The following is a 24,056-nucleotide window of genomic DNA, read 5'->3' on the forward strand; positions in this document are numbered from 1 at the left end:
TTGGCGACGGTGGTCGCGTCAGATCTCATCACTGCATTCGCGGGGGAATCAGCCGATGAGCACGTGATCGACTGAAGGGAAACCAAGATGAAAAAGCATTCGTTGTGGGTGTTCGGCCCCGCTGCGATCGCCGTGGCGATAGGTGTGCTCGTGCCGCCCGGCGTCTCACAGGCCAAGGATGAGTGGGACATCGGAGCCTACGACACCTGCATTAAGGCGGCCCAAGACCGGCTTAATGCCGACAAGATCAGTCCGTCACAGTACTACGACGAGCTGCGGTTCTGCTGCGACATGTCCGGCGGGCAATGGGCCGGTGGTAACGGCAATCACTCCGCGGGCAAATGCGAGGCGCCGCCCGCGACCGCCCAGACCGCGCCGAAGAGCCCGGGCGAAGTCGTCCAGGCGCCCACCGCGGGGACGGCCGACCCGGGCCAGAACCCCGAGCGCACCGGCGGCGGCACCTTCGAGGTGGTACCGATCGGCCCGGGTGGGCCGGTGCTCTACAACCCGTAGACGTGCTTGTGGCGCCGGCTGGAGGCCGGCGCCACAAGCTCGTTCAGGGGTTACGCGTCAGTCAACACAGCCGAGATCGGCGTCGGAGTCACCTCGACACCACACTGGCTCGAGATCTCCGCGACCGGCTGGTTGATCGCCTTCAGCTCGGACTCAACCTGCGGGTTCTGCGCGAAGTAGGCGCGGAAGTCCTGCGTGGCCTGGTCCTGCGGCTTCGTGGCGATCTCCGTCAGCGCCTCGTTGGCCTCGGGGTTCGAGGCGAGATAGGTGCTGGTCGAAGCCGACACCGTGCTCGAGGTGTTGGCGATCGCGCTCACGCTGCAGGTGTTGTCCTGCGTCGGCGCCGGAGCCGGCTGCGCGTTGGCAACCGGTGCCACGATCGCGGCGGAACCGAAAGCAAGCAGGCCGCCGGCGAACATGCCGTACAGGCCGCGTCGAACGGTCGTTGCGGACAGGTTCATCAAATCACTCCTTTGGTCTGCGACGCGGTGGCCGCTCCGTAAGGCGTAACCGGCCCGGGGGGCGGGCTAAACAGCGCCAGTACAAACCCCGTTTTTCGGGTGTCGGCAAGCCCAGCGCTCGCTAACGGGTTGATCGCACGCAGGTGGTGCGTGACATCAACCCCTTAAGCACCCGGAGCCGCCAAACGAGCCGATGGTCGTGCGCAAAGAACCCGTCAGCTCACGCTGGCCAGCGCAAACGGCAGTACCGCCGGCGCGCCCGCCGCCCTGACCAGCCGCGACGCCGTCGTCAACGTCCACCCCGTGTCGGTGACATCATCGACCAACAGCACCGGTCCGGCCACTCCCGACAACTCCGGGGTCTCCCACGCACCGTTCAGCGCCGCGACGCGGTACGCCGAGTTCGCCGCGGTCACCGGTCTGCGTCCGGGCGCGTATCGCAGTACACCCAGATCCTCAAGGCGGCCCAGCCGGGACAATTCACGCGCCAGCGAGGTGATCAGCAGCGGATGGGTGTCCGAGTCCAGGGCCATCACCGCGGCCGGGCGGGTCTCCCAGTCCCATGCGGCCAGCACCTGCACGGCCGCCTGCACCACGGCATCGGACACCTCCGCGTCCGGTTCGTCAAGCAGGCGCCGCAGCCGGGCGCCCCAGCCGAGATCGGTCAACCTGCCGATGGCGCGGCCGGGCTCCGGCCCGTCGCTGATCTTGCCCTTGAGGTCCAGTCCGAGCTTCTCGAGCCCGGACGGCCACTGTTTGCGTGGTGTCAGTTCGACGCCGGGCCGCATGAGGTGCGTTTGCGTGCGCTCGACGGCACCGGCGTCGACGACAGCGTCGTAATGCGAACCCGTGCAGTTGTCGCAGCGACCGCATCGCTCACCTTCGCCGAGTTCGGGGTCGTCGAGCTGAGCCCGCAGGAATGCCATCCGGCAGCGGTCGGTCGCCTGGTAGTCGAGCATCGCCTGCTGCTCACGTTTACGCGCTTCGTCGAGCTTGCGATAGCGCGCCTCGTCGTAGGTCCACTCCATGCCGGTGCCGATCCAGCCGCCCTTCACCCGCCGGACCGCACCGTCGACGTCGAGCACCTTGAGCACCATCTCCAGCCGCGTCCGGTTGAGGTCGACCATCGGTTCCAACGCCGCCGTCGACTGCGGACGGTCCGGCTCCAGAATACGAATCACGTTGCGCACCATGGCTTCCGATGGGAATGCGACCGACGAGAAGTACCGCCAGACGTCCTGATCCTCACGGCCCGGCAACAGGATCACCTCCGCGCTGGCCGTCGACCGGCCGGCACGGCCGACCTGCTGGTAGTACGCGATCGGTGAGGATGGTGCGCCGAGGTGCACGACGAATCCGAGGTCGGGTTTGTCGAAGCCCATGCCCAGCGCCGACGTCGCGATCAACGCCTTGACCCGGTTGGCCAGCAGATCGGCCTCCAGTTGTTCGCGCTCGGCGCCCTCGGTCGCGCCGGTGTACGCCGCCACCCGATGCCCTTGCTCGCGCAGCAACGCGGCGATGTCGTGAGCCTGCGCGACGGTCAGCGTGTACACGATGCCCGACCCGGGCAGCGAATCGATATGTGCCGCAAGCCAAGCCGCGCGTTGTGCCGGGTTGCCGGCCTTGACCACCGAGAGCCGCAGCGATTCGCGGTCCAATCCGCCGCGCAGCACCAGCGTCTCACCGCCGCCGACACCCAACTGCGTCGCGACGTCGTCGACCACCCGGTCGTTGGCGGTCGCGGTGGTCGCCAGCACCGGGATGTCGTCGCCGAGTTCAGCGATCAGGGTGCGGATGCGCCGGTAGTCGGGCCGGAAGTCATGGCCCCAGTCCGACACGCAGTGCGCCTCGTCGACCACCACCAGCCCGGCATCGCGTGCCAGCGCGGGCAGCACAGCGTCGCGAAAGTCGGGGTTGTTCAACCGCTCTGGGCTGACCAAAAGCACGTCGAGTTCACCGGTCCGTACCCGCTCGTGGATGTCGTCCCACTCGGCGACGTTGCTGGAGTTGATGGTCGCGGCGTGCACACCGGCCCGGTCGGCGGCGGCCACCTGGTTGCGCATCAGCGCCAACAACGGCGACACGATCACCGTCGGCCCCTGCCCTTCGGCACGCAACAGCTTGGCCGCGATGAAGTAGACCGCCGACTTCCCCCAACCCGTGCGCTGGACGACCAGCGCCCGACGGCGGTGCACGACGAGCGCCTCAATGGCGGCCCACTGATCGTCGCGCAGCATCGCCGTCGGCACGGCCAACTGCGAAAGAATCGCCTGAGCTTGTTCGCGCGTCGCCATGGCCCCATCGTGCCGGTCCGCTCCGACGACCGGACAGGGTTACCTCGCAAGCGGCGGGGTATGCGGCCGAGTGTCCCCGCAATCTCGAGCTGTACGGAGCTGACCATGGTGCTCTACCGGTTCCGATGCGAATCCGGCTGCGGAATAACCGAGCAGGCGTTCTCCATGCGGAGCTGCCCGGACGTCGTCGGCTGCCCGCGGTGCGCCGGGGACGCGTTGAAGATGATGTCGATGCCGCACCTGGGTCGCACCGACATCGCGATGAAGCTCCAGGACGCGACCCGCGCCAGCGCCGACCGTCCTGGCGTCGTCACCGCACCACCCCCCACAGCTCGTCGCCGACCAACGAGCACCGACCCGCGACACCGTGCGCTGCCCCGACCCTGAAGGTGATCCCATGCCCGAACTGATCTTTCCGCTCGACTCCACCAAGAGGTTCCCCGACCAGCAGATAGTCGGGCACAACCGCTGGCATCCCGACATCCCCGCGGCGGTCACCGTCAAGCCGGGCGACTCGTTCCGGGTGCACTGCCGCGAATGGTTCGACGGCGACATCCACAACGACGACTCCGCGGAAGACATCCTCAACGCTCCGATGTCCAAGGTGCATGCGTTGTCGGGACCGATCGCGGTGGAAGGCGTCCGCCCCGGCGACCTGCTCATCGTGGACATCCTCGACGTCGGCCCCCTCCCGCAAGAAGACTCCGGACCCCTGGCCGGGCAAGGCTGGGGATACACCGGAATCTTCGCCAAGAGCAACGGCGGCAGCTTCCTGGTCGACCAGTTCCCCGACGCCTACAAGGCGGTCTGGGACTTCTCCGGCGAGAAGGCGACCTCCCGCCACATTCCCGGGGTCGAGTTCACCGGCATCACCCATCCGGGGCTGATGGGGACCGCGCCGTCGGCGGAACTGCTCGGCAACTGGAACTCTCGTGAGGCCGCGCTGATCGCGACCGACCCGGATCGCGAGCCGCCGCTCGCGCTGCCGCCGGAGCCCAAAGACGCCATCCTCGGCACCCTCACCGGCGACGCGTTCGGCAAGGTCGCCGCCGAGGGGGCTCGCACCGCGCCGCCTCGCGAGAACGGCGGCAACTTGGACATCAAGAACCTGACCAGGGGCAGCCGGGTCTTCTACCCGGTGTTCGTCGCCGGCGCCAACCTGTCGGTGGGCGACCTGCACTTCTCCCAGGGCGACGGCGAGATCACCTTCTGCGGAGCCATCGAGATGGGCGGTTTCATCGACCTGCACGTCGACGTGATCTCCGGCGGGATGGAGACCTACGGGGTCAACGAGCATCCGATCTTCATCCCCGGCAACACCCAGCCGCAGTACTCCGAATGGCTGACGTTCTCGGGCACCTCGGTCACCCTCGACGGCGAACAGCGGTATCTCGATTCGCAGCTCGCCTACCAACGCGCCTGCCTACACGCGATCCACTACCTGACGAAGTTCGGCTACAGCCCCGAGCAGGCGTACCTGCTGCTCGGTGCCGCCCCCATCGAAGGCAGGTTCTCCGGCGTCGTGGACATCCCGAATTCCTGTGCGACGGTGTACCTCCCGACGGCGATCTTCGACATTCCGATCGCCCCGACTGCGGGCAAGCCGGCGCAGATCGACGCCGGAGTCGGCGCCCCGCGCGCTGCGGCGTAGGACTCGCCGAACGTGGGTTACCCGCACGCCAAATCGCGATCAGACGTGCGGGTAACCCACGTTCGCGCCAACCGGAGGACGGCACCTTGACCGTGACCGTGGTCGCGGACGCAGCACCAAGCGTCGAAGGTGTGACGGGGTGGGCTGTGTCGTTGATGGACCGCCTCGGTGGCGTCGGCGCAGGCGCAGTCATCGCAGCGGAGAACATCTTTCCCCCACTGCCCAGCGAGATCATCCTGCCGCTGGCAGGCCTATCTGCGGCGCGCGGTGAGATGTCGCTGGCAGAAGCCATCGTGGGGACGACGGTGGGTTCCGTGGTGGGCGCGATCGTGCTGTATCTGGTGGGTGCCCGCCTCGGACGCGACCGCGTGCACCGGATGGTCGCGCGACTACCGTTCTTCTCCGCCGACGACCTCGAGAAGAGCGAGGCATGGTTTCGTCGCTACGGATCCGTGGCGGTGTTGTTCGGGCGGATGATCCCTGTCGTCCGCAGCCTGGTCTCGGTTCCCGCAGGGATCTACCGCATGCCCTTCGTCCGTTTCATCGCACTCACGACCGCGGGCAGCGCGGTATGGAACAGCCTGCTGGTGGTGGCCGGCTTCAAGTTGGGCAACAACTGGGAAGCCGTGTCGACGTGGACGTCGCGCTACCAGTACGCGGTCCTGGCCGTAGCGGCCGTCCTGCTCGCGGTATGGCTGGCACGGAAGGTGCGTAGCCGAGCCGGCTAGATCAAGCCGCCGCTAGCCGGTCTTGGCGCTGTCTTGCTCGCGCTTGATCTCCAGCGCGATGTCGATCAACTGGTCCTCCTGGCCGCCGATGAGCTTGCGCTGGCCTGCGCGGTGCAGCAGCTGGTGCGCCGGCACGCCGTAACGCTCGGATTGGCGGATCGCGTGCTTGAGGAAGCTCGAGTACACGCCCGAATAGCCCATGATCAGCGCGTTGCGGTCCAACAGGCACTCAGCCGGCATCGCGGGTGCCACGACCTCTTCTGCCGCGTCGGCGATGTCGAAGAAGTCGATACCGGTCTTGACGCCGATCTTGTCGAACACCCCGATCAGCGCCTCGACCGGTGCGTTGCCCGCACCCGCGCCGAACCGGCGGCACGAACCGTCGATCTGCTTGGCACCCGCACGCACGGCCTCGATCGAGTTCGCGACGCCCAGGCCGAGGTTCTCGTGGCCGTGGAAGCCGACCTGCGCGTCGTCGCCCAACTCCGCCACCAGGGCCGCGACCCGGTCACGAACACCCTCGAGCACCAACGCACCCGCCGAGTCGACGACGTACACGCACTGGCAGCCGGCGTCGGCCATGATCCGCGCCTGGGCGGCCAGCTTCTCCGGCGGAATCGTGTGGCTCATCATCAAGAAGCCGACGGTCTCCAGGCCGAGTTCGCGGGCCAGGCCGAAGTGCTGGATCGACACGTCGGCCTCGGTGCAGTGGGTGGCGATCCGGCAGATCGAGCCACCGTTGTTCTGCGCCTCCTTGATGTCCTCCTTGGTGCCCACCCCGGGCAACATCAGGAAGGCGATCTTGGATTCGGTGGCCGTCTCGGCGGCCAGCTTGATCAGCTCCTGCTCAGGCGTCTTGGAGAAGCCGTAGTTGAAACTCGACCCACCGAGGCCGTCGCCGTGGGTCACCTCGATGACCGGCACACCGGCGGCGTCCAGCGCCGCGACGATCGCGTGCACTTCCTCCTTGGTGAACTGGTGCCGTTTGTGGTGACTGCCGTCGCGCAGCGACGTGTCCGTCATCCGGACATCCCAGATCGGATTGAAATAGATGCTGTCGGTGCCGCTCATGCTTGGCCTCCTGCACTGCTCGTGGCCATGGACTCCTTCGCGATCTCCTCGCCCACCTTCGTGGCCGCGGCGGTCATGATGTCCAGGTTTCCAGCGTAAGGCGGCAGGTAATCGCCCGCACCCTCCACTTCGATGAATGTGGTGACGACGTGGTTGCCGCCGTTGACCACCGACGGTTCGTCGAACTGCGGATCGTTGAGCAACCGGTAGCCGGGCACGTAGGTCTGCACCTCGGCAACGACGTCGCGGATCGACTGGGTGACCGCATCGTGGTCGGCGTCCTCGGGGATCGCGCAGAAGATGGTGTCGCGCATGATCATCGGCGGCTCGGCGGGATTGAGGATGATGATCGCCTTGCCGCGCTGGGCGCCACCGATGTTCTGCACACCGGCGCTGGTGGTCTTGGTGAATTCGTCGATGTTGGCGCGCGTGCCAGGACCGGCCGAGGCCGACGAGACCGAGGCCACGATCTCGGCGTAGGGCACCTCCACCGCGCGAGAAACCGCGTACACGATCGGGATGGTCGCCTGCCCGCCGCAGGTGACCATGTTGACGTTGGGCGCGTCGAGATGGTCGCGCAGATTGGCGGGCGGGATTACGCCCGGCCCGATGGCCGCGGGCGTCAGGTCGATCGCGCGGATACCGGCCTCGGCATACTTCGGCGCGGCGTCGCGGTGCACGTAGGCGCTGGTGGCCTCGAAGACCATGTCGGGCTTCTCGCTCTGCGCCAGAAGCCAATCCACGCCCTCGTGCGAGGTTTCCAAGCCGAGCTTGCGGGCGCGCGCCAGGCCCTCGCTCTCCGGGTCGATGCCGATCATCCAGCGTGGTTCCAACCACTCCGAGCGCAGCAGTTTGTACAGCAGGTCGGTGCTGATGTTGCCGGATCCGACGATCGCGACGCTTGCTTTAGGCATAACGCTCCTATTCGAAACTCAGGTGGACCGAACCCAGCCCGGTGAAGTCGGCGACGTACTCGGCGCCCGGGGTGGCGTCGAACGCCTTGGTGCACGAGCCGGGTAACACGATGTCACCGGCCTTGAGGCGGACACCGAAGCTGTCCACCTTGCGGGCCAACCACGCCACTGCGGTCACCGGGTTACCCAGCACCGCATCGCTGCGGCCCTTCGCCACCACCTCGCCGTTGCGGGTCAGCACCGCGTCGATAGCGGTGATGTCGATGTCCTTCGGCGACACCCGGTTCTCACCGAGCACCCAGCCCGCCGAGGACGCGTTGTCGGCGATCGTGTCGCAGAGTTTGATCTTCCAGTCCGTGATACGGGTGTCGATCAACTCGATGGCGGGCGCGAACGCGGCCGTCGCAGCCAGCACGTCGTCCTCGGTGCAGCCTTCACCGGGCAGGTCGTCGGCCAGGACGAATCCCACCTCCACCTCGACGCGGGGATAGAGGTAGTCGGCGGACTTGACGGGCGTGTCCTCGTGGACGGCCATCTCGTCGAGCAGATGCCCGTAGTCGGGTTCATCGACGTTCATCATCTGCTGCATGGCCTTCGACGACAGACCGACCTTGTGGCCGATGACCTTGGCACCCTCGGCGACGCGCTGGCGGATATTGATGAGCTGGATCTCGTAGGCGTCAACGACGTCAATGTCCGGATGGGCGTCGGTCAACGGCGAGATGGGAACCTTGCTGCGCTCGGCCTGGGCGAGATCGGCGGCCAGCTTCTGCCGCACCTGATCACTGAGCATTCTTATGAAGTCCCCTTGTTCTGTTGACCGGCGCGGTTGTGGGTCGGCCGCGCAATTCTATAACGTGTTCTACATGACTGGTCAGGAGTACGACGTCGTCGTGGTGGGGAGCGGCGCCGCCGGTATGGTCGCCGCGCTCACCGCAGCCCACCAGGGACTTTCCACAGTAGTCGTCGAGAAGGCTCCGCACTACGGTGGTTCCACTGCGCGGTCAGGTGGTGGCGTCTGGATCCCGAACAACGAGGTCCTCAAGCGCGACGGCGTCAAGGACACTCCCGACGCCGCCCGCACCTACCTGCACAGCATCATCGGCGACGTCGTGCCCGCCGAGAAGATCGACACCTATCTCGATCGCGGACCGGAGATGTTGTCCTTCGTGCTCAAGCACTCACCCCTGCGGCTGTGCTGGGTGCCGGGCTACTCCGACTACTACCCCGAGACGCCGGGCGGCAAGCCGTCGGGGCGGTCCGTCGAACCCAAGCCGTTCAACGCCAAGAAACTCGGCCCGGACCTGCCGGGCCTGGAACCGCCGTACGGCAAGGTTCCGATGAACATGGTTGTCATGCAGCAGGACTACGTCCGGCTCAACCAGCTCAAGCGCCATCCGCGCGGTGTGCTGCGCAGCCTCAAGGTGGGCGTACGCGCCACGTGGGCCAAGGTCACCGGCAAGAACCTGGTCGGCATGGGCCGCGCGTTGATCGCGCCGCTGCGCATCGGCCTGCGCGAGGCGGGTGTGCCAGTTCGACTGAACACCGCGCTGACCGACCTCTATGTCGAGGACGGTGTCGTGCGCGGCATCTACGTACGCGACAGCACCGCACCGGAATCCGGTGAGCCCGAACTGATCCGGGCCCGTCGAGGCGTCATCCTCGGCTCCGGCGGCTTCGAACACAACGAGCAGATGCGGGTCAAGTACCAGCGTGCCCCGATCACCACCGAATGGACGGTCGGCGCCAAGGCCAACACCGGCGACGGCATCATCGCCGCCGAGAAGCTGGGCGCGGCACTCGACGTCATGGAAGACGCCTGGTGGGGGCCGACGGTGCCGCTGGTCGGCGCCCCGTGGTTTGCGCTGTCGGAACGCAACTCGCCGGGCTCGATCATCGTCAACATGGCGGGCAAACGGTTCATGAACGAGTCGATGCCCTATGTCGAGGCGTGCCACCACATGTACGGCGGGCAGTACGGCCAGGGGCCGGGGCCCGGGGAGAACATCCCGGCCTGGCTGGTGTTCGACCAGCGGTACCGGGACCGCTATATCTTTGCCGGCCTTCAACCGGGCCAGCGGATTCCGAAGAAGTGGCTGGAATCGGGCGTGATCGTCACGGCCGACACGCTCGAGGAACTGGCCGAGAAGACGGGGTTGCCGGTGGATGCCTTCAAGGCCACCGTCGAGCGGTTCAACGGATTCGCGCGCTCCGGCGTCGACGAGGACTTCAAGCGCGGCGAGAGCGCCTACGACCGCTACTACGGCGATCCGACCAACAAGCCCAATCCCAACCTCGGCGAGATCACCCACCCGCCGTACTACGCGGCCAAGTTGGTGCCCGGTGACCTGGGCACCAAGGGCGGCGTGGTCACCGACGTGTACGGGCGCGCCCTGCGCGACGACGGGTCGGTGATCGAGGGACTCTATGCTGCGGGCAATGTCAGCGCCCCGGTGATGGGCCACACCTACCCCGGCCCGGGCGGCACCATCGGCCCGGCGATGACGTTCGGATACCTTGCAGCACTACACATCGCCGGAAAGAGTTAACGCATGCCCATCAATCTCGACGAGGCGCTCGGCGCCGAACTCCCCGCCGCCGAGTTCTCCTGGACCAGCAGCGACATTCAGCTCTACCACCTCGGGCTCGGCGCAGGTGCCGACCCGATGGACAAGCGCGAGTTGCGCTACCTGACCGACGAAACGCCGCAGGTGCTACCGACGTTCGGCAATGTTGCGCAGAGCTTCCACATGACGGAACCGCCGACGGTGAAGTTCCCGGGTATCGACATCGAACTTTCCAAGGTGCTGCACGCCAGCGAAGCCGTGTCGGTTCCGGGCCCGATTCCGCCGTCCGGCACCGGGATCGCCGTCACACGCTTCACCGACATCTGGGACAAGGGCAAGGCCGCGGTCATCTGGTCGGAGACCACGGTGACAGCGCCCGACGGCACCCCGTTGTGGACCCAGAAGCGATCGATCTTCGCGCGCGGTGAAGGTGGCTTCGGTGGCGATCGTGGACCGTCGGGAGCTTCGGAGCCTCCGCAGCGCGCACCGGATTTCGAGATCGCGATCCCCACTTCCCCGCAGCAGGCGCTGCTGTACCGGATGTGCGGCGATCGCAACCCGCTGCACTCCGATCCCGACTTCGCTGCGGCGGCGGGATTTCCGCGTCCGATCCTGCACGGGTTGTGCACCTACGGCATGACGTGCAAGGCGCTGGTCGACACCCTGCTCGACGGCGACACCGCGCGGGTCGCAAGCTACGGCGCGCGCTTCGCCGGGGTGGTGTTCCCCGGCGAGACGCTCAAGGCCAGCGTGTGGAAGGACGGCGACGGCTTCGTCGCCACCGTGACCGCACCCGACCGCGACGACGCGGTGGCGCTCGCCGGCGTGGAGTTGACCCCCGCCTAGGGGTTAGACCCGGACGCGCCGTTTCCGCCGGTGCCACCCTCGCCGCCGGAACCACCCGTGGTGCCGGACCCCTGATTGCCGGAATTACCGGCGTTGCCTGCATTACCGGACGCGCCGATATTTCCGTCCGACGTGTACGCCCTGCCACCATTGCCGCCCTTGCCGCCGGTGCCGCCGGTGCCGCCGGTGCCGTTGACACCGTTGCTGCCAGTGCTGCCGCGCTTACCGAAGATCCCACCGGCGCCGCCCTTGGCTCCGCTGCCGCCGGTGCCGGCGTCACCGCCCTTGCCGCCGGTGCCCCCGGTGCCCCCTTTACCGCCCGACGCATTCCCTGGATAGGTCGACGTGCTGGGGCTGGATTGGAGATTTTGCACCGCACCGGCGCCACCGAGGCCACCGTTGCCGCCATTGCCCCCGGCCGCCCCGTCACCGCCGTCACCACCGTCGGCGCCGTTCCCGCCGGCTCCGCCATTGCCGACCAGAAGCCCTCCGCGGCCACCTTTGCCGCCGGAACCGCCGCTGGTTCCGTTGGAACCCGCGGTGCCGACACCGCCGTCGCCGCCGTCTCCGCCTATTCCGCCTTGGACGATGCCCGAAGTTTCCGGATTGGACGAGAACAACACCACTGTCTCGTTCCCACCGCTGCCACCGTTGCCACCCGCGCCGCCACCCGGACCACCGTCACCACCATTGCCACCGGCACCGCCGGTTCCGTTATAACGGGCCGATCCGCCGGAGCCCCTGCCGCCATTACCCCCGGGGGCTCCCGCGATGTCGGTATCGCCGCCGTTTCCGCCATCGCCACTCACCGCGATCGAGGTGTTGTTGTTGGGTCCGCTAGAGGTGGTGAGCTGACCCTGCCCGCCGTTGCCGCCGCCGGTAGCCCCTTCCTGACCCGGTGCGCCGGGCCCTCCGCTGGCTCCGATCACCGTGCCCGTCCCGGTCAAGGACGTCGGATAACTCGTGCCGGTGGCCGCACGAGTGCCATCCCATGTCGGGTTGACGCCGTCTGCACCGTCCCAGCCCAAGCCGCCATGACCGCCACTACCGCCGTTGCCGATCAGGGTGAACAGCCCGACGCTGCCGCCGTTCCCCCCGTTGCCGCCATTGCGGGTGGCATCACCTGCCGCGCCGTTGCCGCCGTTTCCGGCGTTGCCGATCAACGCGAACGCGCCCACGTTGCCGCCGTTGCCGCCCGCGCCGGCGCGAACGCCGAGCACACCGGTGCCGCCGTTGCCGCCGTTCCCGCCGAACAACCCGGCGTGGCCACCGTTGCCACCGTTGGCTCCATTACCACCGTTGCCGAACAAGATGCCGCCATTGCCGCCGTTGCACGCCGAGCCGACGCAATCGGCAGCAGCGTTCAAACCATTACCGATGAGCCAGCCGCCCGGCCCGATCATCGGACGTCCCCCGAAAGTGCTGAAACTGGCGGCTGCGGGGGCGCCCCCGCCAGATCCGGTCAGGCTGTTTTCATACAGCAACCAGAAGTCATCGGGAGGCGGAGCCAATGGCACCAACACCGATTCCACCGACGCCAACTGGACGACCGGAGAGGTCTCCGCTGGAGCCGGACCGCTCGGCGGTGCGATCAGCAGGGCACCACCGCCCGCCACCGCCGCCGCGCCGATTCCGACCCCGAGATACTGCCGAATCCGTACCACCCGTCGAGCGTCTCTTCGATGTTTGGCCATGACGTGACTCCTCTGTAGGTGGTGAGACGTCGGGCGCCTCGGTCGCTTGCCTCTGTTTCAGCCGGTTGGCCGATACGACCGTACGGTTTGCTGAAAAGATACATGAGGGTACAAAGTCATCAATCGGCGCGGGCATTTGCCCTGTGGCCCAGCTTTTACCACCGTGTCTTGAACGGCACTCCGAAATCACAGCCGAATTTGCGACGTATCAGCAGGCACGAAAAGTCACCGATGGACGTGTTCAGAAAACTGGCCTACGCAGACGATGCCTTCGCGTTCTACCGAGAATGGGCGGTCAACGGACAGAATCCGCCATTACCGAGCAACCTGATAGTTTTTCCTTCGGTGACCATTCCAATTCTCGGACGAGTCAGGAGCACATCTTGAAGATCACCAGGATCACCAGCGTCTTGGCAGCGACCGCGACCGCGGGATTCATCGCAGCACCGTTCGCCTCCGCCGAGCCCGAAGCCACGCCACCCGGGCCGACGGTCCAGACCCAGACACTCGGAACCCAGGGCAAGTTGGTCGATGGGGCCGTGATCCAGGGCTGGACGATCACCAACCTCATGCCCAGCAGCGACGTCATCCCCTACCCGGTGACCGGCACGCTGTGGGAGGCAACGGCGACAGACCAGGCGATCCAGGGATCGGCGACGCCGATCGTGGCGAACCTGGTCGCGCGGACCGCCGACGGCCAGACGTACCGCTCGCTGTTCGAGGTGGCCACGCCGCAGGGTGTGAACCCCTCGACGCTGGCTCAGGGACAGGAGACGTCCGGCAAGGTCTACTTCGACGTCACCGGCGCAACCCCGGACCGGGTGGTCTACAACGCAGGCGGACAGGATCTGCTGGTGTGGACCAAGCCTGCCACGAGCTCGAGCACGAGCACGTCCTCGCCGTCGACCTCGTACGGCACCGGTAGCACCGCACCCGCGGAGGCTCCGGCTGCCGAGGCTCCCGAGGGCACGACCGCGGCTCCGGAAGGCACGACCGCCGCTCCGGCCGCAACGGGCGCCGAGGCACCCGAGGGCAGCCAGGGCACGCCGATCGCCGAGGGCAGCCAGGGCACACCGCTTCCGGAAGGCAGCCAGGGCACCCCGATCGCGCCGGCTCAGCCCGAGGGTGCGCCCGCTCCTGCCGCGCTGGGCACCCCGGCACAGCCCGCACAGGGCACGCCGGCTCCGGCCGGCACCGAGGGCGTTCCGCAGCCCGCCGGAAGCCAGGGCACGCCGTTGCCCGCGGGTGACCAGGTGCAGACCCCGACCACCTACACCCCGGCCCCGACTCCGTAAGCGGATCGCCTAACAGGTCATACGGTCAGCGTCGTCACGAGTGCGAGGACCACCACGCGTACAACCGTGGAAAGGTCGGGCCATTCGGCCCCGCTCGGACGGCGCTGACCGTCTTTCTCTCCTCGTCGGTCCAGACCACGGTCGGTTGACCGTCTGTGAGGCCGCAGTACAGCTGCCCGCTGATGCTGTCCGGCGTGGCGTTGCGCCGCCACGGCCCCGGCGACTGGATATTGCCCGGGCAGTCGACCCTCTTCGCGGCCCCGATCGTCTCGTTGAAGACCCTTTCGAGTGAGATGCTGTCACCGACGAGGCTGAACGTCGCCGACACCGGGCCGTCAGGATCGTCGTTCTGGGCGCACTTCACCTGCGACAGAACACCTTCGGGCGCTTGCGTCGGCTCGCACGCGCCGACACGGTAGCCCTTCGGCAGCAACCGCAGCAGACGCCCGTCGTCCTCGGACGTGGTCGTCGGCTGAGACGGCCCGGTCGCCGCGGGTGCCTCGGCTTCGGCGGGTTGGGCGTTGTCCTCAGACGGCCGCGTCAACCAGAAGACCACTCCGCCGACCGCGACGACGAAGACGGCGCCGATGGCCAGGGCCTTGCCTCTGGACCTCGGCTGCACCTGGCGCGGAGTCACCGTCAGCGGTGCATCGAACCTGCGCGCCCAATTTCCCTGACCGGCAGAGAATTCCGGATCAGGGTCGTCCCACCCGGGCGGCCTCGGCGAGTTCACCCCTCAGAGGGTAGTAGGCGCCTCGAGCTCAGCGGCACACCGATCAGCCCAGGATCAGTCCCGATGTGGGCACGCCGGTGCCCGCGGTGACGAGGACGTGCTCGACATTGGGCACCGGGTTGACCGAAGTCCCCCGCAGCTGGCGAACACCCTCGGCGATTCCGTTCATGCCGTGGATGTAAGCCTCGCCCAACTGGCCGCCGTGGGTGTTGATCGGAAGCCGCCCGCCGACCTCGATCGCCCCGTCGGAGATGAAGTCCTTGGCGTCACCCTTGTCGCAGAATCCGAGCTCTTCCAACTGGATCAGGGTGAACGGGGTGAAGTGGTCGTAGAGAATGGCGGTCTGAATGTCCTGCGGTTTCAGCCCCGACTGCGACCACAACTGCCTGCCGACGAGCCCCATCTCTGGCAGCCCCAGCTCCGGCCGGTAGTAGCTCGTCATCGAATACTGGTCCGGGCTGGAACCCTGCGAGGCCGCCTCGATGACCGCCGGGCGGTGCTTGAGGTCTTTGGCCCGCTCGGCGGATGTCACGACCAACGCGACGCCGCCGTCGGTTTCCTGGCAGCAGTCCAGAAGCCGCAGGGGTTCGGCGATCCACCGCGAATTCTGGTGATCCTCGATGGTGATCGGCTTCTCGTAGAAGTACGCCTTGGGGTTCTTGGCGGCGTGTTTGCGGTCCGCGACCGAAATCATGCCGAAGTCCCTGCTGGTCGCGCCGGATTGGTGCATGTAGCGCCGGGCGATCATCGCGACCTGCGCAGCGGGGGTCGACAAGCCGTGCGGGTAGGAGAAGGAGTTGTCGACGCCGGTCGAGTCGGCGTTCTCGACCAGACGCATCTGCACCTGGCCGAATCGGACACCCGATCTCTCGTTGAACGCCCGGTAAGCCACAACGCAATCCGCCACACCGGTTGCCACCGCGATCGCCGCCTGCTGGATGGTCGCGCAGGCCGCGCCGCCTCCGTGGTGAATCTTCGAGAAGAACTTCAACTCGCCGATGCCCGTCGCCCGCGCGATCGCGACCTCGGTGTTGGAGTCCATCGTGAAGGTGACCATGCCGTCGACGTCGGCAGGTGTCAGGCCCGCATCTTCGAGCGCGTCGAGCACCGCTTCGGACGCGAGTCGCAATTCGCTGCGACCGGAGTTCTTGGAGAAGTCGGTGGCGCCGATCCCGACGATCGCCGCCTTCCCGGACAGTCCACCCGCACTCATGCTCGGCTCTCCGCTCGTTCCGGTCCTCGCTCGTTCCTCGCTGCGATCCTCACTCGCGGTCGCCTTCGCGGCATCAGCCCTTTCCTCCGATCGTCAAAGTCGCGGTGGCGATCACGTGGTTGCCGAGGCTGTTGGCGCCGACGATCTTCAACGTGATCAGGCCGTCCTCGATGGCGGTCACCTCACCGGAGAACGTCACGGTGTCATAGGCGTACCACGGCACGCCCAATCGCAGCGATATCGATTTGATGATCGCGGTCGGACCGGCCCAGTCGGTGATGTACCGCTGCACCAGGCCGGTGTCGGTGAGGATGTTGACGAAGATGTCCTTGCTGCCCTTGGCCTGCGCCTTGTCCCTGTCGTGATGGACGTCCTGATAATCGCGGGTGGCGATGGCCGTCGACACGATGAAGGTCGGGTCGCCGTAGAGGGCGAGTTCGGGAAGCTTCGTTCCCACTTCGACTGCGGGTGCGCTCACGCTGCGGCCTCCTCATCGGGCTCCCACGCGTAGAGCGTCCACGCCGGACCGGATTCGCCTTCCGGGAAGTCGATATATGTTGCGTGGACGGGCATTCCGATCTGCACCGTGGCCGGGTCGACGTTACGGAGCTGTCCGAGCATCCGCACACCCTCCTCGAGCTCGACGAGGGCGATCACAAACGGCAACGTTCGCCCGGGCACCTTCGGCGCATGGTGCACGACGAAACTGAACACGGTGCCCTTGCCGCTGGCGACGACGTAATCGATCGGCTGGTCCTTGTCCTGCCAGATGGCGGGTATCGGAGGGTGCACCAATGTGCCGTCGTCACGCTTCTGTATGCGCAACTCATGTGCGTTCACGCCGTCCCAGAAGAACTTCGTGTCGCGCGACGAAGCCGGCCGCATCATCATGTCCGCGTCCAGATCGTCGGGCACCGCCGCGCCGGCGTCCTTCTCTGCCGGCTTGAACTTCATGATGCGCCACAGCATTTCGGCGACAGCTTCGTCACCGTCGGTACCGTTGGCCACGGTCCAGGTGATGAGCTGGTTGATGAAGTACCCCTCACCCAGCGCTGTGCGCTTGGGACCGACGACGTCAGTGATCTCGGCGTGGATGCTGACTTCCTCACCCGGGCGCAGATACCGGTGGTAGGTCTGCTCACAGTTGGTGGCGACCACGCCGACGTAGCCGGCATCGTCGAACAGCTGCATCATCTTGGTCAGGGGGTCGTCGTCCGAGCGGCCCTGTCCGAGCCCGCCCATCGTCCACACCTGGATCATCGCCGGCGGCGCCACGATGCCGGGGTGACCGGCGGCCTTGGCAGCCGTCTCGTCCACGTAGATCGGGTTCCGGTCCCCGATGGCGTCGACCCAGTGGTGAATCATGGGCTGATTGACCGGATCTCGACCGGTGCGCGGCTCGCTTCTGCCGTCCGCCTTGATCTTCTCGATGTCTGCCCTCAGGTCGGCGCTCACCGCGGAACCCTCGGCACCTTCAGGCCCGCGGCCGCGATCATCTCCCGCATCACCTCGTTGACACCTCCACCGAACGTGATCACCAGGTTTCGTTTGGTCTGCGAGTCAAGCCATTCCAGTAGTTCGGCGGTCTCCGGCTCGGCCGGGTCGCCGTACTTGCCGACGATCTCCTCGGCTAGGCGTCCGGCGTACTGAATCCGCTCGGTGCCGAACACCTTGGTTGCTGCGGCGTCGGCGATGTCGATGGTCTCGCCGGCCGCAGCGACCTGCCAGTTGAGTAGTTCGTTGATCCGCCACATCGCCTTGAGCTCGCCGAGAGCGCGCTTGACGTCACCGTGGTTGATCGGAATGTCGCCGTTGCCACCGGGTTTCGAGGCCCACGCGTGCACGTGGTCATAGAGGCTGGCGAATCGGCCGGCGGGCCCCAGCATCACGCGCTCGTTGTTCAGCTGGGTGGTGATCAGCTTCCACCCGCCGTTCTCCTCGCCGACGAGCATGTCGGCCGGCACCCGAACGTCGTTGTAGTACGTCGCGTTGGTGTGGTGAGCGCCATCGGACAGGATCATCGGCGTCCACGAGTACCCCGGGTCCTTGGTGTCGACGATGAGGATCGATATCCCCTTGTGCTTCACCGCCTCCGGGTCGGTGCGACACGCCAGCCAGATGTAGTCGGCATCGTGCCCGCCGGTGGTGAACACCTTCTGCCCGTTAACGATGTACTCGTCGCCCTGCCGTACCGCGGTGGTGCGCAGCGACGCCAGGTCCGTGCCGGCTTCCGGTTCGGTGTAACCGATCGCGAAGTGCACCTCGCCGGCGAGGATGGCGGGCAGGAACTTCTTTTTCTGTTCTTCGGTGCCGTACTGCTGCAGCGTGGGCCCGACGGTCTGCAGTGTGACGGCGGGCAGCGGCACGTCGGCCCGCTGCGCCTCGTTGACGAAGATCGACTGCTCGATGGGCCCGAAGCCGAGGCCGCCGAATTCCTTCGGCCAGCCGACACCGAGCTTGCCGTCCGAGCCCATCCGCTTGATGACCGCGCGGTACGCCTTGCCGTGGCGGTCCTTTTCCATCTCCTTGGCCTCATCGGACGATATGAGATTGGAAAAGTACTCACGCAGTTCGGCCTGCAGCTGCTTTTGTTCGGGCGTCAGTTCGATGAACATTGCTAGCTCCCGTCGTTTCGCTCGCCCAGTGCGGCTCCCACCAAATCGAGCCGGTGTGACGGACCACCCACGAGGCGGGCCAGGTCCTTGATCGAGGAGTAGTAGCGGTCCATCGGATAGGTGATGTCCATACCCATACCGCCGTGCAGGTGATGACAGAGCTGCATCACCGGAGGCGCCTGCGAGGCGAGCCAGTACGCGAGGATGTCGATATCGTCGTCGGCGTCGCGGCCCTCTGACAGCCGCCAGGTCACCGAGTTCGACGCCAATGTCAGTGTGCGCGAGGCGATGTAAACCTCGGCCAGCTGCGCGGCGACGGTCTGGAATGTCGACAGCGGTTTGCCGAACTGCTCGCGAGTGGCCACGTAGTCGGCGGTGAGCCGCAGTGCGCCGGCGACCAGTCCCGCTGCGAACGCACCGATGGCTGCCAGGGCAAGCTGGTTGACTCGGCGGGGCTGCAGCCCGCCCAGCGTGCCGTCGACTGCGGCGTCTGTGAACGTCACCGAGTACTCGTCGCCGTGGTTGGACGTCGGCGACTTGGTCACCACCACGCCGTCGGCCTTCGGCGACACCACCACCACGGCGCTGTTGGTCGTGACGACGAGCCAATCCGCCTGTTCCGCATAGGGAACGGCGACTTTGGTACCGCTGAGCCGGCCGTCGGCGAACGTCACCGCCGGCCGATCCGGCAGCGGTGCCCCCGGTTCATTGAGCGCCGCCGAGAGCACGGCGCCTTTGCCGACCCCGGCCAGATAGCGATCCTGCTGCTCGTCGGTCGCCGACTCCAGGAGTGGGAGCAATCCCAGACCCAGCGTGGCCAACGCGGGGCTGACCGTTCCGTGTCTGCCGATCTCGGTGAGCGCGGTCGCCACCTCGGGCAGGCCGACACCGTCGCCGCCGAGACGCTCGGGGACCGCGAGCGCGGTCACGCCTCCGGACACCAGTGCGTCCCAACTGTTGTCCCGGGTCAGCACCGAGGTCACCACGTCGGCGACAGCCTGCTGCCCTTCGTCTGGACTGAAGTCCACCCGAATCCTCCTTGATACCGGGAAATTTCGCAGTCGCTACAACGTACGTCGTCAGCTGTTGGCGACCGGGCACTTTCCGGTGTAATCCACCTGCCAGTGCTTGATGCCGTTGAGCCAGCCCGACTTGAGCCGCTCGGGCTCGCCGATCGGCTTGAGATCGGGCATGTGGTCGGCGACCGCGTTGAAAATCAGGTTGATGGTCATCTTCGCCAGGTTCGCGCCGATGCAGTAGTGCGCGCCGGTGCCGCCGAAACCGACGTGCGGGTTGGGGTCGCGCAGGATGTCGAACTTGTGCGGGTTCTCGAAGACCTCTTCGTCGAAGTTGGCCGAGCGGTAGGACATCACGACCCGCTGACCCTTTTTGATCTGCACGCCACCCAACTCGACGTCCTCCAACGCGGTGCGCTGGAAGGCCGAAACCGGGGTGGCCCAACGGACGATCTCGTCGGCGGCGGTCTCGGGGCGTTCGCGCTTGTAAAGCTCCCACTGATCCGGGTTCTGAGAGAACGCGATCATGCCGTGGGTGATGGAGTTGCGGGTGGTCTCGTTACCGGCAACCGCGAGCATCACGACGAAGAAGCCGAACTCGTCATCGGAGAGCTTCTCGCCGTCGATGTCGGCCTCGATCAGCTTGGTGACGATGTCTTCGGTGGGGTTCTTGGCCCGCTCCTCGGCCATCTTCATCGCGTACTGGATCAACTCGAACGACGACACCGCAGGGTCCACATCGGCATACTCGGGGTCTTCACCGGCGGTCATCTCGTTGGACCAGCGGAAGATCTTGTCGCGGTCGTCCTGCGGCACGCCGAGCAGTTCGGCGATGGCCTGCAGCGGGAGTTCGCACGAGACCTGTTCGACGAAGTCGCCGGACTCCTCGGCCGCGGCGGTCTCGGCGATCTTCTGTGCCCGAGACCGCAGTTCGTCTTCGAGCCGCCCCACGGCGCGGGGCGTGAAGCCGCGCGAGATGATCTTGCGAAGACGGGTGTGCTGGGGCGCGTCCATGTTCAGCAGCACCGCCTTCTGCAGGTCGATGGCATCGCGCGTCATGTCCTGCGGCCAGACCGGGATCGCGCCGTCCGGTGAGCTACCGAAGACATCGTTGCGCTTCGAGACCTCTTTGACGTCGGCGTGCTTGGTCACCAGCCAGTAGCCCTTGTCGCCGAAGCCGCCGGTGCCGCCTGGCACGTCGACCCAGTGGATCGGCTCGGACCTACGCAACTCGGCCAGCTCTTCGACGGGCAGGCGCTCGAGGTTCAGGCTCGCGTCGAGGAAGTCGAAGTCGGCTGGGATATTCGGGCAAGGCATGGGGAAAGCTCCTCCGCAACAGTTATTGCAACATGTTCTAGTCTCAGTAAAACATGCCTTCTGCGCAGATAAAAGGCAGGTCATCAACGTCGCTTGTCAGAGTAATGAAACGTGTTCTAGCCTGACGGAATGGGTAACCCTGTCATCGTTGAAGCCACCCGCAGCCCCATCGGTAAGCGCAACGGCTGGCTGTCCGGCCTGCACGCCACCGAGTTGCTCGGTGCCACCCAGAAAGCTGTCGTCGAGAGGGCCGGGATCGACCCCGGCGACGTCGAGCAGGTGATCGGTGGCTGCGTCACACAGTACGGCGAACAGTCCAACAACATCACCCGGGTGAGCTGGTTGGTGGCCGGCCTGCCCGAGCACGTCGGCGCGATGACCGTCGACTGCCAGTGCGGCAGCGGTCAGCAGGCCAACGGGCTCGTCGCGGGATTGATCGCAGCAGGTGCCATCGACATCGGCATCGCCTGCGGCATCGAGGCGATGAGCCGCGTGGGCCTCGGCGCCAACGCCGGCCCCGACCGCAGCATCCTGCGGCCGTCGTCGTGGGACATCGACCTACCCGACCAGTTCACCGCCGCCGAGCGGATCGCCAAACGGCGCGGGATCACCCGCGAGGATATCGACCAGTTCGGTTTCGAGTCCCAGCTCAAGGCCAAGCAGGCGTGGGCCGAGGGCCGGTTCGACCGCGAGATCAGCGGTATCGAGGCCCCCGTGCTCGACGAGCAGAAGCAGCCCACCAGCGAGCGCCACGTCGTGACGCGCGACCAGGGCCTGCGCGACACCACCCTCGAGGGCTTGGCATCGCTGAAGCCGGTGCTCGAGGACGGTATTCACACCGCGGGTACCTCGTCGCAGATCTCCGACGGCGCGGCGGCGGTGCTGTGGATGGACGAGGATAAGGCCCGTGCGCTCGGATTGAAGCCACGCGCCCGCATCGTGAGCCAGGCGCTGGTCGGTGCCGAGCCGTACTACCACCTCGACGGGCCGGTTCAGTCGACGGCGAAGGTGCTCGAGAAGGCCGGTATGAAGATGGGTGACATCGACATCGTCGAGATCAATGAGGCCTTCGCCTCGGTCGTCCTGTCGTGGGCGCGGGTGCACGAACCCGACATGGACCGGGTCAACGTCAACGGCGGCGCGATCGCGCTCGGCCACCCCGTCGGTAGCACCGGCAGCCGACTGATCACCACCGCTCTGCACGAGTTGGAGCGCACCGACAAGAGCACGGCGCTGATCACGATGTGCGCAGGCGGCGCGCTGTCCACCGGCACGATCATCGAGCGGATCTAGTCGCGAAATCGTCGGGCGCCGAAGCGCTTTACGTCGACGGGCTCAGCCGCGCAGCAATACCGGCCGCACGCGCGCGTGGATGTGGTGAATCTTCCCGTCGGCGGCCGGAATGCGGAAGGTCTCCTCGGTGCGGGCGCCCACGCGCCGCCCGGCGATTGTCGGCTTGGTGACGACGGTGAACGTTGCGTGCACGTCGTCGCCGTCGACGCGGAATTCGCGGTCGACGATCGCCGAGATGATCCGGAACTGCGGTCCACGATTCAGGCTGCGCCGCAGATGCGCACCCGAGAAGCCGGTCTTGAGGCCGTTTTCGATCCTGGTGCAGTCCGGCGCGAAGGGAACGTCGTCGCCCCGATGGCTGACCAGCGCATCGATATAGGACTCCGCGGCGGCGATCCGATCGGTATCAGAGACTGTGCTCATCGACCGAGCATAGGATGACGGCCATGCCAAAGTCGCGGCCACGGTTCATGGATACGAAGGCCTCGGACTTCTTCGTCAAGCAGATGTCGAGGCTCAACACCTTCCTGTACCGCCGCAACAACGGCGAAGGGCTCGGCGGCGAGTTCCAGGGCATCCCGGTGGCGCTGCTGACGACGACCGGACGCAAGACCGGCGAACCTCGGGTCAGCCCGTTGTACTTCCACCGCGACGGCGACAAGGTGATCGTCGCCGCGTCCAAGGGCGGCAGCGACAAACATCCGATGTGGTACCTGAACCTCAAGGCCAACCCCCGCGTCCAGGTGCAGATCAAGAGCGAAGTGCTGGACCTGACCGCGCGCGACGCCACCGAGGAGGAGCGTGCGAAGTACTGGCCGCGACTGGTCCAGATGTATCCGACGTACGAGGACTACCAGTCCTGGACCGATCGCGTGATCCCTTTGGTGGTCTGCGGACCCTGACCGATGGCCCGGCCGCTCAGGCGCCGTAGACCGGCACGGGTGGACGCGCCTTGGCGAGCAGATCGGTGACCACCGGGCCGAGTTCGGCGGGATCCCACCGCGCGCCCTTGTCGACCTGTGGCCCGTGTGCCCAGCCCTCGGCGACCCGCACGATGCCGCCTTCCACCTCGAACATGCGGCCGGTGACATCCTTGGATTCGACGCTTCCCAGCCAGACCACCAGGGGGGAGATGTTCTCGGGCGCCATCGCGTCGAAGTCCTGATCCTGGGTGGCCATCATGTCGGCGAACACGGTCTCGGTCATCCGGGTCCGCGCCGACGGGGCGATCGCGTTGACGGTGACGCCGTAGCGCCCCATCTCGGCGGAGGCCACCAGGGTCAGGGCCGTGATGCCCGCCTTGGCGGCGCTGTAATTCGCCTGTCCCACACTGCCTTGCAGGCCGGCCCCCGAGCTCGTGTTGATGATCCGCGCGTCCACTGGATTGCCGGCCTTGGACTGGGCCCGCCAGTACGCCGCGGCGTGGCGCATGGTGGCGAAGTGTCCCTTGAGGTGCACGGCGACCACGGCGTCGAATTCCTCTTCACTGGTGTTGGCGAACATCCGGTCGCGCACGATCCCGGCGTTGTTCACCAGCACGTCGAGCCCACCGAATGTGTCGACCGCGGTCTGGATCAGACCCTCGGCCTGCGCCCAGTCGGCGACGTTGGCGCCGTTGGCGACGGCTTCCCCACCGGCGGCGGTGATTTCGTCGACAACGCTTTGTGCGGCACTGCCACCACCCGCGGGTGATCCGTCGAGGCCGACCCCAATGTCGTTGACCACCACGCGGGCGCCCTCGGCGGCGAATGCAAGAGCGTGTGCGCGGCCGATGCCGCCGCCGGATCCCGTCACGATGACCACTCGACCGTCGAGCAATCCCATATCTGTTGTCT

24 protein-coding genes are annotated in these 24,056 nt (G+C 66.6%); 8 read left to right on the forward strand and 16 right to left on the reverse strand.

Going from position 1 to position 24,056, the window contains the following annotated elements:
* Positions 1 to 87: 87 nt before the first annotated feature.
* Positions 88 to 513: a hypothetical protein gene (locus AU072_RS04930; RefSeq protein ID WP_064412747.1), complete on the forward strand. Its 426-nt coding sequence runs from the start codon at positions 88 to 90 to the stop codon at positions 511 to 513.
* A gap of 50 nt (positions 514 to 563) precedes the next feature.
* Here AU072_RS04930 and AU072_RS04935 read toward each other — a convergent pair whose 3' ends face one another.
* The 3 genes from AU072_RS04935 to AU072_RS04945 form a co-directional block, all read right to left on the reverse strand.
* Complete coding sequence (locus tag AU072_RS04935; RefSeq protein WP_064412748.1) at positions 564 to 974, reverse strand: hemophore-related protein; 411 nt, start codon at positions 972 to 974, stop codon at positions 564 to 566.
* A gap of 215 nt (positions 975 to 1,189) precedes the next feature.
* Positions 1,190 to 3,268 (reverse strand): RecQ family ATP-dependent DNA helicase, encoded by a 2,079-nt coding sequence (locus tag AU072_RS04940; RefSeq protein ID WP_064412749.1) that lies wholly within the window; start codon positions 3,266 to 3,268, stop codon positions 1,190 to 1,192.
* 113 nt (positions 3,269 to 3,381) lie between these two features.
* The gene (locus AU072_RS04945) at positions 3,382 to 3,582 is read right to left on the reverse strand and encodes a hypothetical protein (protein WP_174523716.1); all 201 of its coding nucleotides are present in this window, start codon (positions 3,580 to 3,582) and stop codon (positions 3,382 to 3,384) included.
* 83 nt (positions 3,583 to 3,665) lie between these two features.
* On the opposite strand from AU072_RS04945, the gene fmdA reads away from it, so the two are divergent.
* The gene (gene fmdA / locus AU072_RS04950) at positions 3,666 to 4,919 is read left to right on the forward strand and encodes a formamidase (RefSeq protein ID WP_064412751.1); all 1,254 of its coding nucleotides are present in this window, start codon (positions 3,666 to 3,668) and stop codon (positions 4,917 to 4,919) included.
* A gap of 92 nt (positions 4,920 to 5,011) precedes the next feature.
* Positions 5,012 to 5,647, forward strand: coding sequence for a DedA family protein (locus AU072_RS04955; protein ID WP_064412752.1), 636 nt, complete (start codon positions 5,012 to 5,014; stop codon positions 5,645 to 5,647).
* A 12-nt stretch (positions 5,648 to 5,659) separates the two neighbouring features.
* On the opposite strand, the gene dmpG is transcribed toward AU072_RS04955, so the two are convergent.
* The 3 genes from dmpG to AU072_RS04970 are packed head-to-tail and all read right to left on the reverse strand — an operon-like array spanning position 5,660 to position 8,425.
* Positions 5,660 to 6,718: a 4-hydroxy-2-oxovalerate aldolase gene (dmpG, locus tag AU072_RS04960; protein ID WP_064412753.1), complete on the reverse strand. Its 1,059-nt coding sequence runs from the start codon at positions 6,716 to 6,718 to the stop codon at positions 5,660 to 5,662.
* Complete coding sequence (locus tag AU072_RS04965) at positions 6,715 to 7,632, reverse strand: acetaldehyde dehydrogenase (acetylating) (protein WP_064347951.1); 918 nt, start codon at positions 7,630 to 7,632, stop codon at positions 6,715 to 6,717. The genes dmpG and AU072_RS04965 overlap by 4 nt, the downstream gene beginning before the upstream one ends.
* Positions 7,633 to 7,639: 7 nt before the next feature.
* On the reverse strand, positions 7,640 to 8,425 hold the full coding sequence (locus tag AU072_RS04970; RefSeq protein ID WP_064347950.1) for a 2-keto-4-pentenoate hydratase: 786 nt from the start codon (positions 8,423 to 8,425) through the stop codon (positions 7,640 to 7,642).
* Positions 8,426 to 8,498: 73 nt separating this feature from the next.
* Here AU072_RS04970 and kstD point away from each other — a divergent pair, with 73 nt between their 5' ends.
* Both kstD and AU072_RS04980 read left to right on the forward strand, forming a co-directional pair.
* Positions 8,499 to 10,181, forward strand: coding sequence for a 3-oxosteroid 1-dehydrogenase (gene kstD, locus AU072_RS04975; protein WP_064412837.1), 1,683 nt, complete (start codon positions 8,499 to 8,501; stop codon positions 10,179 to 10,181).
* Between the two features lie 3 nt (positions 10,182 to 10,184).
* Positions 10,185 to 11,045 (forward strand): enoyl-CoA hydratase ChsH3, encoded by an 861-nt coding sequence (locus tag AU072_RS04980; protein WP_064412754.1) that lies wholly within the window; start codon positions 10,185 to 10,187, stop codon positions 11,043 to 11,045.
* Here the strand turns inward: AU072_RS04980 and AU072_RS28245 are convergent.
* Complete coding sequence (locus AU072_RS28245; protein WP_067393900.1) at positions 11,042 to 12,739, reverse strand: hypothetical protein; 1,698 nt, start codon at positions 12,737 to 12,739, stop codon at positions 11,042 to 11,044. The genes AU072_RS04980 and AU072_RS28245 overlap by 4 nt on opposite strands.
* A 383-nt stretch (positions 12,740 to 13,122) precedes the next feature.
* On the opposite strand from AU072_RS28245, the gene AU072_RS04990 reads away from it, so the two are divergent.
* On the forward strand, positions 13,123 to 14,034 hold the full coding sequence (locus AU072_RS04990; protein ID WP_064412755.1) for an MPT63 family protein: 912 nt from the start codon (positions 13,123 to 13,125) through the stop codon (positions 14,032 to 14,034).
* A 34-nt stretch (positions 14,035 to 14,068) separates the two neighbouring features.
* On the opposite strand, the gene AU072_RS04995 is transcribed toward AU072_RS04990, so the two are convergent.
* The 7 genes from AU072_RS04995 to AU072_RS05025 all read right to left on the reverse strand — a co-directional run bounded on the left by AU072_RS04995 (position 14,069) and on the right by AU072_RS05025 (position 20,928).
* Positions 14,069 to 14,767 carry a hypothetical protein gene (locus AU072_RS04995; RefSeq protein ID WP_133147262.1) on the reverse strand — a complete coding sequence of 233 codons (699 nt, stop codon included), beginning with the start codon at positions 14,765 to 14,767 and terminating at the stop codon, positions 14,069 to 14,071.
* A gap of 43 nt (positions 14,768 to 14,810) precedes the next feature.
* Entirely contained in the window at positions 14,811 to 15,980 is a 1,170-nt protein-coding gene (locus AU072_RS05000; protein WP_064412757.1) for a 17-hydroxy-3-oxo-4-pregnene-20-carboxyl-CoA lyase, read from the reverse strand.
* Between the two features lie 73 nt (positions 15,981 to 16,053).
* Positions 16,054 to 16,458, reverse strand: a complete 405-nt coding sequence (locus tag AU072_RS05005; RefSeq protein ID WP_064412758.1) for a MaoC family dehydratase — start codon at positions 16,456 to 16,458, stop codon at positions 16,054 to 16,056.
* Complete coding sequence (locus AU072_RS05010) at positions 16,455 to 17,435, reverse strand: bifunctional MaoC family dehydratase N-terminal/OB-fold nucleic acid binding domain-containing protein (RefSeq protein WP_064412759.1); 981 nt, start codon at positions 17,433 to 17,435, stop codon at positions 16,455 to 16,457. Before AU072_RS05010 ends, AU072_RS05005 begins: the two co-directional genes overlap by 4 nt.
* Positions 17,432 to 18,595: an acyl-CoA dehydrogenase FadE29 gene (gene fadE29, locus AU072_RS05015; protein ID WP_064412760.1), complete on the reverse strand. Its 1,164-nt coding sequence runs from the start codon at positions 18,593 to 18,595 to the stop codon at positions 17,432 to 17,434. Before fadE29 ends, AU072_RS05010 begins: the two co-directional genes overlap by 4 nt.
* Before the next feature lie 2 nt (positions 18,596 to 18,597).
* On the reverse strand, positions 18,598 to 19,623 hold the full coding sequence (locus tag AU072_RS05020) for an acyl-CoA dehydrogenase family protein (RefSeq protein ID WP_064412761.1): 1,026 nt from the start codon (positions 19,621 to 19,623) through the stop codon (positions 18,598 to 18,600).
* A 51-nt stretch (positions 19,624 to 19,674) separates the two neighbouring features.
* The gene (locus AU072_RS05025; RefSeq protein WP_064347940.1) at positions 19,675 to 20,928 is read right to left on the reverse strand and encodes a cytochrome P450; all 1,254 of its coding nucleotides are present in this window, start codon (positions 20,926 to 20,928) and stop codon (positions 19,675 to 19,677) included.
* A gap of 129 nt (positions 20,929 to 21,057) precedes the next feature.
* Between AU072_RS05025 and AU072_RS05030 the strand changes: the two genes are divergently transcribed.
* Positions 21,058 to 22,221, forward strand: a complete 1,164-nt coding sequence (locus AU072_RS05030; protein ID WP_064347939.1) for a steroid 3-ketoacyl-CoA thiolase — start codon at positions 21,058 to 21,060, stop codon at positions 22,219 to 22,221.
* 42 nt (positions 22,222 to 22,263) lie between these two features.
* Here AU072_RS05030 and AU072_RS05035 read toward each other — a convergent pair whose 3' ends face one another.
* The gene (locus AU072_RS05035) at positions 22,264 to 22,644 is read right to left on the reverse strand and encodes a DUF8021 domain-containing protein (RefSeq protein WP_064412762.1); all 381 of its coding nucleotides are present in this window, start codon (positions 22,642 to 22,644) and stop codon (positions 22,264 to 22,266) included.
* A gap of 23 nt (positions 22,645 to 22,667) precedes the next feature.
* On the opposite strand from AU072_RS05035, the gene AU072_RS05040 reads away from it, so the two are divergent.
* On the forward strand, positions 22,668 to 23,123 hold the full coding sequence (locus AU072_RS05040; RefSeq protein ID WP_064412763.1) for a nitroreductase family deazaflavin-dependent oxidoreductase: 456 nt from the start codon (positions 22,668 to 22,670) through the stop codon (positions 23,121 to 23,123).
* 16 nt (positions 23,124 to 23,139) lie between these two features.
* On the opposite strand, the gene AU072_RS05045 is transcribed toward AU072_RS05040, so the two are convergent.
* Positions 23,140 to 24,045: an SDR family oxidoreductase gene (locus AU072_RS05045; protein ID WP_064412764.1), complete on the reverse strand. Its 906-nt coding sequence runs from the start codon at positions 24,043 to 24,045 to the stop codon at positions 23,140 to 23,142.
* Positions 24,046 to 24,056 lie beyond the last annotated feature (11 nt).

It is taken from the genome of Mycolicibacterium novocastrense, from assembly GCF_001499835.1.
Taxonomy (GTDB): domain Bacteria; phylum Actinomycetota; class Actinomycetes; order Mycobacteriales; family Mycobacteriaceae; genus Mycobacterium; species Mycobacterium novocastrense.

Bases quoted from the DNA above. Each gene is read 5' to 3' on its own strand.
- AU072_RS04930 (WP_064412747.1), top strand. From the start codon at position 88: ATGAAAAAGCATTCGTTGTGGGTGTTCGGCCCCGCTGCGATCGCCGTG.
- AU072_RS04935 (WP_064412748.1), bottom strand. From the start codon at position 974: ATGAACCTGTCCGCAACGACCGTTCGACGCGGCCTGTACGGCATGTTC.
- AU072_RS04940 (WP_064412749.1), bottom strand. From the start codon at position 3,268: ATGGCGACGCGCGAACAAGCTCAGGCGATTCTTTCGCAGTTGGCCGTG.
- fmdA (WP_064412751.1), top strand. From the start codon at position 3,666: ATGCCCGAACTGATCTTTCCGCTCGACTCCACCAAGAGGTTCCCCGAC.
- dmpG (WP_064412753.1), bottom strand. From the start codon at position 6,718: ATGAGCGGCACCGACAGCATCTATTTCAATCCGATCTGGGATGTCCGG.
- AU072_RS04965 (WP_064347951.1), bottom strand. From the start codon at position 7,632: ATGCCTAAAGCAAGCGTCGCGATCGTCGGATCCGGCAACATCAGCACC.
- AU072_RS04970 (WP_064347950.1), bottom strand. From the start codon at position 8,425: ATGCTCAGTGATCAGGTGCGGCAGAAGCTGGCCGCCGATCTCGCCCAG.
- kstD (WP_064412837.1), top strand. From the start codon at position 8,499: ATGACTGGTCAGGAGTACGACGTCGTCGTGGTGGGGAGCGGCGCCGCC.
- AU072_RS04980 (WP_064412754.1), top strand. From the start codon at position 10,185: ATGCCCATCAATCTCGACGAGGCGCTCGGCGCCGAACTCCCCGCCGCC.
- AU072_RS28245 (WP_067393900.1), bottom strand. From the start codon at position 12,739: ATGGCCAAACATCGAAGAGACGCTCGACGGGTGGTACGGATTCGGCAG.
- AU072_RS05000 (WP_064412757.1), bottom strand. From the start codon at position 15,980: ATGAGTGCGGGTGGACTGTCCGGGAAGGCGGCGATCGTCGGGATCGGC.
- fadE29 (WP_064412760.1), bottom strand. From the start codon at position 18,595: ATGTTCATCGAACTGACGCCCGAACAAAAGCAGCTGCAGGCCGAACTG.
- AU072_RS05025 (WP_064347940.1), bottom strand. From the start codon at position 20,928: ATGCCTTGCCCGAATATCCCAGCCGACTTCGACTTCCTCGACGCGAGC.
- AU072_RS05030 (WP_064347939.1), top strand. From the start codon at position 21,058: ATGGGTAACCCTGTCATCGTTGAAGCCACCCGCAGCCCCATCGGTAAG.
- AU072_RS05035 (WP_064412762.1), bottom strand. From the start codon at position 22,644: ATGAGCACAGTCTCTGATACCGATCGGATCGCCGCCGCGGAGTCCTAT.
- AU072_RS05040 (WP_064412763.1), top strand. From the start codon at position 22,668: ATGCCAAAGTCGCGGCCACGGTTCATGGATACGAAGGCCTCGGACTTC.
- AU072_RS05045 (WP_064412764.1), bottom strand. From the start codon at position 24,045: ATGGGATTGCTCGACGGTCGAGTGGTCATCGTGACGGGATCCGGCGGC.